The sequence below is a fragment of the Enterobacter sp. DNB-S2 genome, from assembly GCF_019443845.1.
GTDB lineage: Bacteria > Pseudomonadota > Gammaproteobacteria > Enterobacterales > Enterobacteriaceae > Enterobacter > Enterobacter asburiae_B.
On the sequence record NZ_CP050520.1, the window covers coordinates 3,683,130 to 3,696,599 of the forward strand.

The 13,470-nt window shown below is 56.3% G+C and carries 9 protein-coding genes; 3 read left to right on the forward strand and 6 right to left on the reverse strand.

Annotation, left to right across the window (positions count from 1 at the left end; genetic code table 11):
* Nucleotides 1-444, reverse strand: coding sequence for a low molecular weight protein-tyrosine-phosphatase Wzb (gene wzb, locus HB664_RS17695; protein WP_023312405.1), 444 nt, complete (start codon nucleotides 442-444; stop codon nucleotides 1-3).
* Nucleotides 445-450: 6 nt separating this feature from the next.
* Complete coding sequence (locus tag HB664_RS17700; RefSeq protein WP_014170829.1) at nucleotides 451-1,590, reverse strand: polysaccharide export protein; 1,140 nt, start codon at nucleotides 1,588-1,590, stop codon at nucleotides 451-453.
* A gap of 692 nt (nucleotides 1,591-2,282) precedes the next feature.
* Between HB664_RS17700 and HB664_RS17705 the strand changes: the two genes are divergently transcribed.
* Nucleotides 2,283-3,866 (forward strand): TerC family protein, encoded by a 1,584-nt coding sequence (locus tag HB664_RS17705; RefSeq protein ID WP_219939907.1) that lies wholly within the window; start codon nucleotides 2,283-2,285, stop codon nucleotides 3,864-3,866.
* Nucleotides 3,867-3,975: 109 nt separating this feature from the next.
* Here the strand turns inward: HB664_RS17705 and asmA are convergent, their stop codons facing one another.
* The 3 genes from asmA to udk form a co-directional block, all read right to left on the reverse strand.
* Entirely contained in the window at nucleotides 3,976-5,826 is a 1,851-nt protein-coding gene (gene asmA, locus HB664_RS17710) for an outer membrane assembly protein AsmA (RefSeq protein WP_193139653.1), read from the reverse strand.
* 22 nt (nucleotides 5,827-5,848) lie between these two features.
* A complete protein-coding gene (gene dcd / locus HB664_RS17715; protein ID WP_023312408.1) occupies nucleotides 5,849-6,430 on the reverse strand; it encodes a dCTP deaminase in 582 nt (193 codons plus the stop codon).
* A 91-nt stretch (nucleotides 6,431-6,521) separates the two neighbouring features.
* Nucleotides 6,522-7,163 carry a uridine kinase gene (gene udk / locus HB664_RS17720; protein ID WP_033145985.1) on the reverse strand — a complete coding sequence of 214 codons (642 nt, stop codon included), beginning with the start codon at nucleotides 7,161-7,163 and terminating at the stop codon, nucleotides 6,522-6,524.
* A 343-nt stretch (nucleotides 7,164-7,506) separates the two neighbouring features.
* Between udk and HB664_RS17725 the strand changes: the two genes are divergently transcribed.
* Entirely contained in the window at nucleotides 7,507-10,836 is a 3,330-nt protein-coding gene (locus tag HB664_RS17725) for a diguanylate cyclase (protein WP_219939908.1), read from the forward strand.
* On the opposite strand, the gene alkA is transcribed toward HB664_RS17725, so the two are convergent.
* Nucleotides 10,801-11,673 carry a DNA-3-methyladenine glycosylase 2 gene (alkA, locus tag HB664_RS17730; RefSeq protein WP_219939909.1) on the reverse strand — a complete coding sequence of 291 codons (873 nt, stop codon included), beginning with the start codon at nucleotides 11,671-11,673 and terminating at the stop codon, nucleotides 10,801-10,803. The two genes, HB664_RS17725 and alkA, sit on opposite strands and share 36 nt — an antisense overlap.
* Nucleotides 11,674-11,928: 255 nt before the next feature.
* Here alkA and yegD point away from each other — a divergent pair, with 255 nt between their 5' ends.
* On the forward strand, nucleotides 11,929-13,281 hold the full coding sequence (gene yegD / locus HB664_RS17735) for a molecular chaperone (RefSeq protein WP_219939910.1): 1,353 nt from the start codon (nucleotides 11,929-11,931) through the stop codon (nucleotides 13,279-13,281).
* The last annotated feature ends 189 nt before the right edge of the window (nucleotides 13,282-13,470 follow it).

Sequence of the window (13,470 nt, forward strand, 5' to 3'; positions counted from 1 at the left end):
TTATCCCTGCTGAACTTTCAGTGCCTGCGCCCACTGTTGGGCAGACTGGTCAAGTAAGGTGTAAACCGCCTCAAAGGCCTCATGGCTTTTGCGATACGGATCGGGGATTTCACGTTCATTGTCCCAGTGACCAAACAGCATCACCTTGCCGCGCATCTCCGGAGCGATATCGCACAGCGCATGAATATGGCGTTTTTCCATCGTCAGGATCAGGTCATACTCCCGGCACATGCGGCCAGTGACCTGGCGGGCCACGTGGCCGTCGAGAGAGAGGTGATGATCCCGCGCCACGCTCGTTGCGCGTTCATCGGCACCTTTACCGACCAGTGCACCCAGCCCTGCCGAATCAACGGTCAGTTCGGGCTGGTAGTGTTTCAACAACCGTTCAGCCGTAGGGGAACGGCAAATGTTCCCCACGCATACCACCAGAATTTTGTTAAACATCGCGGATTACCAGGTATGAATGTCGCGCGCCGTATCCGTCATGTAGCGAACGCCACTGATGGTTGGCAGCAACTGGTTGATCAGACGGTTCCAGCGGGCAACCGGCGCGGTGGTGACATACACCACATCGTATGGCTGGAGACGGAACTCCGTTGCCATCACCAGAGAGGTCGCATCGGACATATCCAGCTGGTAGATGTTGGCAATCTTGCCTTTCGCACTGCCCTCACCTTTCAGCGGACGGATAACGAAGATACCGGTCGCGTTAGAGGTCGTCAGATCGATACCCTCAGCATTGCCCAGCGCTTCGGTCAGCGTCATACCGCTGAAGTCCATTTTGAGGGTGCTCTGTTTCTTCACTTCACCCATCACGAAGACTTTCAGATCGTCATTGCGCGGCACGTAGAGAATGTCGCCCGGATAGAGCAGGCGGTTCTGGGTCAGATCGCCGTTTTGCATCAGCGCCTGCAGCGAAATGCGCTGCTCCTTCCCGTTGTGGGTGAGCACGACGTTGCGCCAGTCGGCGCCGTCGGTTAACCCGCCTGCGGCGTTGATGGCATCCAGTACGGTCAGAGGAACGTTGGTGATGGCCTGCTGGCCGGATTTGTTCACCTGGCCGGAGATATAGGCTTTTTGCGAGCGGAATGCGGCGATATTAACGTCCACCTGCGGATCGGCGATGTACTGCGCTAAGCGGCCGGTAATATCACTACGGATCTCGGCAAGCGTTTTGCCTGCAACATGGACTTTACCAATGTAGGGATAGAACATGGTGCCATCTGACTGCACCCAGTTACCGGTATCGCTTGAGCTACGGTACTGGCCCGCTGGCGTGGTCAGTTCAGGGTGGTCCCAGACGGTCACGTTGATCACGTCACCCGGCCCCACGCGGTACTGGTAGGACGCAATTTCCTGGTCCAGCGACATATTCGGCTGGGCAACATTCGGACGTGGACGTAATTGTTCGACCAGACGAGGCGTAAGTGGATAAACATTCACCATTTTGTCGAGATCAAAATCGGCATCCTGTTGCTTGATCACATCCTTACCCATTGTTGACATATTGCTGCCGGGAAAGACCGTGCAACCACTCATCAAGGTCACAGACACCAATAATGGCATCAATTTCATTTTGGATTTCATCATTGATTATTTATCACTTTGGCAGAGTAATTATCCTGTGCAATTTAAATAAGCTCGAGTCGTATTGGGTTTCAGCATGCAGTTAATCAAATAGAAATATAACTGGCATCAGTCCTAAAAAAAGCTTATTCATCCATTGGCTATTGACAGAATAATCGAGGCTGATTCACACGCTTTCAGGCACGCTACCGCCCTTGGCTTTCAGTTACCAATCCACTGACTAAACAATGTGTTATGGATAGACACCCTCTTGAGTAAGGTCTTCTGGAAATATATCAGTCGCTTGAGAAACCCGACGGATAATGAATAACCATCCCTGAAGACCGAACATTAATAGCAACACCGAGATTTAACATTTGATGCTGGGAGAATTGTTGCAGCTAACCTAATAGCAGGCAAGGAGACAACTGTCCTAATATCGGTTTTTAAGATTAATATTAAGAGCAAATTTTTGACCTTTTAGGAATTTCTTTATATTGACAAAATGAGAGTAAAAATCATCACCTGCGATATATCCTAAAATGCATTCCTTGTAATTAAATATACGTATTTCGCTTATTTACACCCTATTGAGAATGCTCTCTTTTTTACCCGTCGTATTAAGAGAAATCTCAGCCCGGCATTGCAATTTCCCCCAGCTTTATCCATGATCGAAGTGTGACATTCGTCATATAACAGAAGGTATTGCTATTACTATGGAATGGATTGCCGATCCCTCAATCTGGGCCGGGCTGGTTACGCTGGTCGTCATCGAGCTGGTGCTCGGGATTGATAATCTGGTCTTTATCGCCATCCTCGCTGAAAAACTGCCCCCTTCCCAGCGCGACCGCGCGCGCGTGACGGGTCTGCTGCTGGCGATGGTGATGCGTTTACTGCTGCTGGCCTCTATCTCCTGGCTGGTGACGCTAACTCAGCCTCTGTTCTCCGTTCACGGCCTGAGTTTTAGCGCCCGCGATCTGATCATGCTCTTCGGCGGGTTGTTCCTGCTGTTCAAAGCCACGGTGGAGCTCAACGAGCGGCTGGAGGGCAAAGACAGCGAGAACCCAACCCAGCGCCGCGGGGCGAAATTCTGGCCGGTGGTGGCGCAAATCGTGGTGCTGGATGCGGTCTTCTCCCTCGACTCGGTGATCACCGCCGTCGGGATGGTCGACCACCTTGCGGTGATGATGGCCGCGGTGATCATTGCCATCACGCTGATGGTGATGGCCAGCAAGGCGCTGACCCGCTTTGTGAACAGTCACCCGACCATCGTGATCCTCTGCCTGAGCTTCCTGCTGATGATTGGCTTTAGCCTGGTGGCCGATGGTTTTGGCTTCCATATTCCGAAAGGCTACCTGTACGCCGCCATCGGCTTCTCCGTCATGATTGAAGCGCTCAACCAGCTGGCGATATTTAACCGCCGCCGCTTCCTGTCCGCGAATCAGACCCTGCGTCAGCGCACGGCCGACACGGTTATGCGCCTGCTAAGCGGTAAGAAAGAGGATGCGGAGCTGGATGCCGAATCCTCCGCCATGCTGGCCGATCGCAGCGACGGGCCGATCTTCGACCCGCAGGAACGACGTATGATCGAGCGGGTGCTTAATCTGAATCAGCGGACGGTCAGCAGCATCATGACCTCGCGGCACGACATTGAGCATATCGACCTGACGGCACCGGAAGAGCACATTCGCGCCCTGCTGGATAAAAACCAGCACACCCGCGTGGTGGTGACCGGCGGTGAAGAGGAAGAGGAGCTGCTGGGCGTGGTGTACGTTATTGACCTGCTCCAGCAGCAGCTTCACGGCGAGGCGCTCAACCTGCGCGTTCTGGTGCGCCAGCCGCTGGTCTTCCCTGAGGGGCTACCGCTGCTTTCCGCCCTTGAGCAATTCCGTAACGCGCGAACGCACTTTGCCTTTGTGGTGGATGAGTTTGGTTCGGTGGAAGGGCTGGTCACGCTCAGCGACGTCATGGAAACCATTGCCGGTAATCTGCCTAACGAGGTGGATGAGATTGACGCCCGCCATGACATTCAGAAAAACGCAGACGGGTCTTGGACGGCTAACGGCCACATGCCGCTGGAAGACCTGGTGCAATACGTGCCGCTGCCGCTGGATGAAAAACGGGAATATCACACGATTGCCGGCCTGCTGATGGAGTATTTGCAGCGTATCCCGCAGCCGGGAGAAGAGGTTCAGGTGGGCGACTATCTGCTCAAAACGCTGCAGATTGAAAACCATCGCGTGCAAAAGGTTCAGCTCATTCCGCTGCGGGATGAGGAAGAGCTGGATTTTGAGGTTTAGGTAAAACAAAACGGCAACCCGGTTGCCGTTTTTAGTGTTTGCGCCCTCTCCCGTGGGAGAGGGCCGGGGTGAGGGCATCAGGCCGCAACGCCACCCGGCGCAACGGACATCAAAGCTTATCCAGCAGCTTCTTCACATCCTTACCGTCCTGTGAATCTTTATTACGATCCGCCCAGCCGCTAAGCCGACGTTTCGCTTCATCCTGCAGATGCTTGCGCAGGATCTGATCCACCTGCAGGCTGTAATTCAGGGCCTGCCATTTGCCGTATACGGTCAGCGGGACCGGCGTCTCTTTCAGGAAGTCGATGAGCTTGCTTTCACCCTGCCAGCCGGAAAGTACCCGCACGTTAAAGCGCGTGTCCGCCGTCTCTTTCACCAGATCCAGCTTACCTTCACCGGTCATTGATAAAAGTGAAGAGGCGCCCTGCATTCCGTCGAGAGTAAGTTGTCCGTTGTCCAGCGTCAGGTCCGCGGTGAAGCTGTCGAGGCGCGTGGCGCTGTCGTAGTTATCCTGGGCTTTTACATCGCTGCTGCGCTCAACCGCCTGTTGCACCAGCTGCTGGAAGTTAAGCCCTTCCATACGGGAATTCTTCAGATCTAGATGCGCCTGCCCCTGCCACTCGCGGCGGAAAGCATCGGCATCAATTTTCGTGCCTGAGAAGTCACCCGCGAGCGTCAACTGCCCCGTCAGGGATATCGGATAGTTGAACGCGTTCAGGATGGTGCCTATCTCAACGTTGTCGAGACGCGGCTGGAATTCGGCGCTGGCAACGTCTTTACGGACATCCAGCGTGCCGGGCAGCGAGAGGTTTCCTGCGCCCATCTTCCCGCTCAGTTCGGAGATCACCAGCAAACCGTTATGGTTAAACATCTGGCTGCTCACGTCGGTAAAATCAATGCCGCGCCAGCGCAGGCTATTGGCTTTCAGCAGAATATCCGCCGTGAATCCGCGCAGCGCGTTATAGTCAGGCTGATCGAGATTAGACGAGATAACCGGACGTGATGCCGGTGCCTGGCTTTGCCCCGTCTGGGTGGCATCGTTGTCCGTGGCGCTGGCCGGCAGAGGCGGCAGCAGGTTTTCCAGATTGAGCTTGTCAAACTGCAGATTCAGCACCCACTTCGGCTTCTCTTCGAGCGTGACGCTCGCCTGCCCCTTCAGGCTACTGTCATTTGCCTGTAGGTTGAGATTATCCAGCTCGAGCTGCTTTTGCTCTTCGCGCCACACGGCCTGCAGCGTTCCCTGCCCGGTTATTCCCTGGGAGGGGAGATCGGCACCCGTCAGCTGCCAGTTCAGCTGCTGGATGTCGGCCGTGAGCTGATGCGGGTAGTCCGAGGCGTTCACATTAGCATTCAGCGACAGGGTCAAATCGCGCTGATCGCGGTTCACGCGCCCGCTAAATTCCAGCGACGCAAGATGGTGAGCATCCTGTTCCATCTGCAGGTTGATGTTGCGAATGGTCACCTGCTCCTGGTGCTCATGCTGGAAAACCAACACGCTGTCGGCAACTTTCAGCTTGCCGATATCAAAGGACCAGCCGGTATCGGACGGTTCATCGGGCAGAGTATTTTCGCGCGGCGCAACCGGCGCACTGGCATCACGCACGGCTTCGGTTTGCGGGGTGAGCTGAATCACCGCGCCTTTCAGCATCACCTGCTTAACCTGCAGCTGATGGGAAATGAGCGGGATCAGCGCCACATCGAGGCGCATGTTGTCTGCGGACACCAGCGGCTGGGACGCCCCCGGTGCCGTGAGCGACATGCGGCCAGAGAGAATGCTGAGCTGCGGCCAGACGTGCCAGCGCAGCGGCCCGTCAAGCTTCAGTTGATAACCACTGCGCGCCTCGACCTGCCGCACCATGTAAGCGCGGAAATCGTTGGGGTTAACCAGCAGAACCAACGCCGAAAGGCCAGCCACCAGCACCACCAGCAAAATCATCAGCGTCGTCAGAACTCTTCTCATGGCATCCTCAATGGACTAACGATCAGTCTTTATCAATACGGCTGGCAACCGCGCCCTGCTGGTCGCGATATTTTGCGTCCTGCCGACGGTTATAAGGACGATCTGCCGGGCCTGACAGCGGTTCAAAGCTCAACGCGCCGATCATCATGCCCGGACGCAGCGCCAGCGGCAATTTACCGGCATTGAAGAATTCCAGCACGATACGCCCCGACCAGCCTGGATCGATACGGTGCGCGGTCACGTGAACCATCAGCCCCAGTCGCGCCAGCGAAGAACGACCATCAAGCCAGCCGACCAGGTCCGGAGGTAAGGTGACGGATTCAAACGTCACCGCCAGGGCCAGTTCACCCGGATGCAGATAAAAAGCTTCGCCCTCGTCGATTACGATTTCGTCACTCATCACGCGATCGAGCGCGGCGCTGACTTCGTCCTTCGGCCCGCTGAGGTCAATGAACGGCGCAGTGTGGCCACTAAAGGTGCGGAATTTATTCCCCAGGCGGACATCAACGGTCACGCCATTGATACGCTCAACGGGTGGGCGCGGGGTAATAGACAAACGGCCTTCATCCAGCCAGGCTTCAATATCGCGATCGCAAAGACGCATGCCACTTTCTCCTTTCATGCATCGTACCCTGAGGCGGTAAGCGCTCAGGGTAAAACCAGGTTATCTCTGAACGGTACACAATTCACGCGGGTTATTCAAAAAACTGGCTGATTTTCGCTTTTAAGATATCAATAGCAATGCGGTTTTTCCCCCCGCGCGGCACGATGATATCGGCGTATTGTTTGGATGGCTCAATAAACTGCAGGAACATCGGGCGGACCGTTTTCTGATATTGCGCCATGACGGAGTCCATCGAACGGCCGCGTTCATTCACGTCACGCTTGATGCGGCGCATCAGGCAGATATCCAGCGGGGTATCGACGAAAATCGAGAAGTTCATGGATTCACGCAGGCGGGCGTCGGTCAGCAACAGGATGCCTTCAAGGATAATGACCTTTTTCGGCTCGATGCGGATGGTTTCCCGGGTGCGGGTGTGTTCTACGTAACTGTAAACGGGCAGTTCAATCGCCTGGCCGCTCTTAAGCGCTTCTAAATGCTGGAACAGCAAGCTGTGATCCATTGCATTTGGGTGGTCATAGTTGGTTTTGACGCGCTCTTCCATCGACAGATGGGATTGATCTTTGTAATAGCTGTCTTCGGGAATGACGCCGATATGCTCATCACCTACTTGTTCACGCAGTTCGCGATAAAGCGTACTGGCAATTAGACTTTTACCTGAAGCCGATGCGCCGGCGATGCCTATAATGACGCATTGATGAGACTTATCAGTCATAAATTTAGCGACCTGATTAACCTGGATGTTAAGGAAGGACGACGCCGGAGCGTCAAACGCGGCAATTATAGGGATTTCGCGGGCGTGATACCAGTCGAAAGCACAGGTTCTGCGAGACTGGCCGAAAAGTGACGTCTTATTCCCTGAGTGAAATTTAAATGAACGTTTTTTCAGCGTTTAACCGTTTTTTTTCACGGAGCCTCTATTTAATAAGTCTGTGGTGTCAAATTCTGAGCGGTCACCATATGAATTGTAAATTGTTTGTACTAGCATAAACCAAATTATCAAATTCACGCGTTCGGACATCTTCCCTGACGGCATGGCGTCTCTGGATAAAGCGGTAATGAATAAACAATACCAGCGGGTTTTGGTTACCACCCCACATCCTTTAATACGACTTGTCTGTCTGGGCCTGGTCACCTTTATCTTTACCTTATTTTCCCTGGAGCTTACCCGGTTCGGCACCCTGCTGGCCCCGCTCTGGTTCCCCACCGCCATTATGATGGTGGCGTTTTATCGCCATGCAGGAAAAATGTGGCCGGGAATTGCCCTGGCCTGTTCGTTCGGCAATATTCTGGCCACCTGGATGCTGTTTTCGTGGGGATCGATAAGCCTCACCTACACCTCGATTAACGTGGTTGAAGCCTTTACCGGTGCGCTATTGCTGCGCAAATTGCTCCCGTGGTACAACCCGCTGCAGAATCTGAATGACTGGATCCGCGTGGCCATCGGCAGCGCGGTGATCCCGCCGCTGGTGGGCGGCTTGCTGGTATCCCTGCTGGCTCCCGGCCCTGAACCCCTGCGTAATTTCTTCGTCTGGGTGCTGTCCGAAGCCATCGGCGCGCTGGCGGTGGTACCGTTGGGGCTGTTGTTTAAACCGCATTATCTGCTGCGCCACCGTGACCCGAGACTGCTGCTGGAAACCCTGACCACGCTGGCCGTAACGCTGGCCCTCAGCTGGGCAGCCATCACCTGGCTGCCGTGGCCTTTCACCTGCGTTATCGTTTTGCTTATGTGGAGCGCCGTGCGCTTGCCGCGAATGGAAGCGTTCCTGGTGTTTCTGGTTACCGTGATGGTTGTGTCGCTGATGATTGCCCGAAATCCTGTGGCGCTGACAACCCAGCACGTCGGGGCGATGCTGAACGCCCCCTGGCTGCCGTTCCTGATGCTGCTCCTGCCTGCCAACGTGATGACCATGGTGATGTACGCCTTCCGCGCTGAGCGCAAACACATCACCGAAAGCGAGGAGCGTTTCCGCAATGCGATGGAGTATTCCGCCATCGGTATGGCGCTGGTCAGCATTGAGGGCAAATGGCTGCAGGCTAACAAGGCGCTGTGCAATTTCCTCGGTTACAGCCAGACGGAGCTCCAGTCGCTGACCTTCCAGCAGCTCACCTGGCCGGAAGATCTGCACACCGACCTGGAACAGCTCGAACAGCTGGTCAACGGCGACATCAATACCTATACCCTTGAGAAGCGCTATTACACTCGCGACGGGGAAGTGGTCTGGGCACTCCTTGCCGTCTCCGTCGTGCGCCATGCCGACGGCTCGCCGCTCTATTTTATCGCCCAGATTGAAGATATTAACGACCTGAAGCAGACCGAGTGGGTCAACAAACGCCTGATGGAGCGCATTACGCTGGCTAACGAAGCGGGCGGCATCGGCATCTGGGAGTGGGATCTGGAGCCAGATATTATCAGCTGGGACAAGCGGATGTTTGAGCTGTATGAAATTCCGCCGCACATCAAGCCTACCTGGCAGCTCTGGCATGACACGATGCTGCCGGAAGATCGTGCCCACGCTGAGCAGGTGCTGCGGGACTCGCTGATTTCCCGTCTGCCGTTTAAGCTGGAATTCCGCATTCGCGTGAAGGAAGGCGTGCGCCACATTCGCTCCCTGGCGAACCGGGTGCTCAATAAGCAGGGTGAAGTCGAACGGCTGCTCGGGATCAACATGGACATGACCGAGGTGAAGCAGCTCAACGAGGCCCTCTTCCAGGAAAAAGAGCGTCTGCACATCACCCTCGACTCCATCGGTGAAGCGGTGCTGTGCACCGATATCAACATGAATGTCACCTTCATGAACCCGGTGGCCGAGAAAATGAGCGGCTGGCTGCAGACCGAGGCTATCGGCCAGCCGATCCTCAAGGTGTTGCACATCACCTTTGGTGAAAAAGGGCCGCTGATGGAGAATATTCACAGCGGCGATATGTCCCGTTCCGATATCGATCAGGACGTGGTGCTGAACTGCCGGACCGGCGGGAATTTTGATATTCACTACAGCATTACGCCGCTCAGCACGCTGGACGGGCAGAATATTGGCTCGGTTATCGTGATTCAGGACGTGACCGAGTCGCGCAAAATGCTGCGTCAGCTGAGCTACAGCGCCTCCCACGATGCCCTGACCCATCTGGCAAACCGGGTCAGCTTCGAAAATCATCTTAAACGCCTCCTGCAGACCGTTCGCGAAACGCACCAGCGTCATGCTCTGGTCTTTATCGATCTCGATCGCTTTAAAGCCGTCAACGATACGGCAGGCCATGCGGCGGGGGATGCCCTGCTGCGGGAGCTCTCCTCCCTGATGTTGACCATGCTCCGCTCCAGCGACGTGCTGGCGCGACTGGGCGGAGATGAGTTCGGGTTACTGCTGCCGGACTGCAATATTGAAAGCGCGCGCTATATCGCCGGGCGCCTGATCCACACGATCAATGACTATCACTTTATGTGGGAAGGCCGCCTGCACCGGATCGGCGCCAGCGCAGGCATCACGCTGATTGATGAAAATAACCATCAGGCGTCGGAGGTGATGTCGCAGGCCGATATAGCCTGTTATGCCTCGAAAAACAGCGGGCGCGGCATGGTGACGGTTTACGAACCCCAGCAGGAGCGGGATCACAACACGCGCAGCATGATGTCGCTTGATGAACAGTGGCACATGATTAAAGACAATCACCTGATGATGATTGCCCGTAGCGTCGCCTCCCCGCGCATCCCGGAAAGCAGTAATTTCTGGCTGCTGTCGTTACGCCTGTGGACCAGCCAGGGCGAAGTCCAGGAAGAGCATGCCTTCCGCTCGGGTCTGGCCGAGCCTGAGCTTTTGCACGCCCTCGACAGACGTATTTTTAATGAGTTTTTCCGCGCCTCTGCCGCACAGGTCGCCAGTAAAGGTATGGGGGTGGCGCTGCCGCTTTCTGAGGCCGGTTTAGCCAGCGTAACGCTGGTCGATGAGCTTCTCGACCTGCTGGATAAAAGCCCTATGCCGGGTCGTCTGCTGCATCTGGTTATCTCTGCCGACGTGGTGTGCAGCCCGGATAAAAACCTGCAGCGGAGTCTGCAAAAGCTTCGCCAGGCGGGCTGCCGCGTGATCTTCAGCCAGGTGGGCCGCGACATGAACGTCTTCACCCACCTGACCGCCAATATGGCCGACTATCTGATGCTGGACGCAGAGGTGGTAAGCAACGTGTATGGCAACCTGATGGATGAGATGATGGTGACCATTGTTCAGGGCCACGCCCAGCGTCTGGGGATGAAAACCATCGCGGGTCCGTGCAATCAGCCCATCATGATGGATACGCTCTCCGGCATCGGCATTGATTTTATCTATGGCGACACCATAGCCGAGCCGCAGCCGCTGGATCTACTGCTCAACACCAGCTATTTCGCCATCAACTGACGGCGTCCAGCCGTCGGTATACCAGATGTGCAGCAGCGCGTAAGAGCGCCACGGCTGCCAGCGTTCGGCATAACGCCGAATCTGCGCGGGCGTCATCCCGGCAAAGCGTTGCTTAATCAGATAATCATCAGGCAGAAAGACATCTTTCGCCTGCCAGCCGCGCAGGGCCAGGTAGTTTGCCGTCCAGCGCCCTATCCCCGGCCGCTGCTGTAGCGCCTTCATCCCGGCCTCAATATTCTCGGGTGGGAAAAGCGGAAACGTCCCGTCGATGACCGACTGCGCCAGATGAATTAACGACTCCGCGCGTTTTACCGGCATGCCCAACGCTTTCAGCGCTAGCGCGTCCGCTGCCGCCAGCGCGTCCGGCGTGGGGAAACAGAGATAGCCCGGACAATCCGCGATCGGCTCACCGCACAGCGCCACCACGCGCGACGTCAGTTTCGCCGCCATCGCCACGCTCACCAGCTGCCCGAGGATCGCCCGGACGCCCTGCTCGTACGCGTCCATCGCCCCCGGCAAACGCAAGCCCGGCCGGGCAGCACCGAGATCGCCCAGCGTTTCCGCGATGTGCTGCGGGTTGCAGGCGAGATCGAACAGGCGCTCGATGCGTTCAAGGCACGTCTGCGCAACCGGAACTAACCCCGGAGTGAGCGTCACGGTCAGCGTATGGGTGGCGATATCCGGCGTTACGCGAAATATTCCCTGATGCCCTTCGCAGGCAAAACTGCGCTCGTAGTAGTCGTGGGTGACGGTTTCAATGCCCGTCACCGCACGCGCGCCGAGAAAGCCAAACATCCACTGCCAGTCGTAAGGGGGTTGCCAGTTCAGGGTGTACATCGTTGCTCCTTTTTCATTCTTATACCCTAAATAATTCGAGTTGCAGGAAGGCGGCAAGAGAGCGAATCCCCAGGAGCATAGATAACTATGTGACTGGGGTGAGCGAGCGCAGCCAACACACCTGCAACTTGAAGTATGACGGGTATATCAGCATAAACGGAAAGACCTTGTATTGCCTTGCTTTCATATTCCTGTTGTCGCCATGCGGACATTTCGTTAAAGTCTCGCCCCTTCTCACTGGCATGGGGATTAATCGTGTTTATTGGATTCGACTACGGTACGGCAAACTGCTCGGTTGCGGTTATGCAAGACGGGCAGCCACAGCTTCTGAAAATGGAAAAAGAGAGCACGCTGCTGCCGTCAATGCTCTGCGCGCCGACGCGTGAAGCGGTAAGCGAATGGCTGTTCCGCCACCATCAGGTTCCGGCCACGGCGGCGGAGACCCAGGAGCTGCTGCGCCGGGCGGTCAGCTTTAACCGCGAGGAAGACATCGACGTTACGCCCTCCAGCGTGCAGTTCGGCCTCTCTTCGCTCGGGCACTACATTGAAGATCCTGAAGAAGTTTACTTCGTTAAGTCGCCAAAATCCTTCCTCGGCGCCAGCGGCCTGAAGCCGCAGCAGGTGGCGATGTTCGAAGACCTGGTGTGCGCGATGATGCTGCATATTCGCACTCAGGCGCAGACGCAGGTCTCCGATGCGATTACCCAGGCGGTCATTGGCCGCCCGATCAACTTCCAGGGGCTGGGCGGCTATGAGGCTAACCAGCAGGCGCAGGGGATCCTTGAACGCGCGGCGCACCGGGCAGGCTTCCGCGACGTGGTGTTCCAGTACGAGCCGGTTGCCGCGGGGCTGGATTTTGAAGCCACGCTGACGGAAGAGAAGCGCGTATTAGTCGTGGATATCGGCGGCGGCACAACGGACTGCTCGCTGCTGCTGATGGGACCGCAGTGGCATAACCGTCGCGATCGCGAAAATAGCCTGCTCGGGCACAGCGGCTGCCGCGTAGGCGGTAACGATCTCGATATCGCGCTGGCATTCAAGAGCCTGATGCCGCTGCTCGGCATGGGCGGTCAGACGGAAAAAGGCATCGCCCTGCCGATCCTGCCGTGGTGGAATGCGATTGCCATTAACGACGTACCTGCGCAGAGTGATTTTTACAGCACCGCGAACGGCCGCTTCCTGAACGATCTGGTGCGCGACGCGCAGGACGCCGAAAAAGTCGCCCTGCTGTATAAAGTGTGGCGTCAGCGCCTGAGCTATCGCGTGGTGCGGACTGCCGAAGAGAGCAAAATTGCCCTTTCCGACCGCGCTGAGCATGCGGTTTCCTTGCCGTTTATCAGCGACGAACTGGCCACCGCGATTTCGCAGGACGGGCTGGAGGCGGCGCTCGCGCAGCCGCTGCAGCGTATTCTGGAGCAGGTGCAGCTGGCGCTGGAGAACGGTAAAGAGAAGCCGGACGTTATCTACCTGACCGGGGGTAGCGCCCGTTCGCCGCTGATCAAGAAAGCACTGGCGGAACAGCTGCCGGGCATTCCGATTGCCGGTGGCGATGACTTTGGCTCCGTTACCGCTGGTCTGGCGCGCTGGGCGCAGGTGATGTTTAGCTAGCGTTGTTGCGGTGCGGTCTGGTGCCCTCTCCCACAGGGAGAGGGAGAAAACACCAAAAACGGCAACGGATGTTGCCGTTTTGCGTTTACCTCCATTCAGACCATTCCTGACAGTCTTCCATATTTCCTCCATTTTTCCGCTGTGTTAGCTGACTAAACTAGTATCATTCCCCGAAGTCTTCAGGATGAG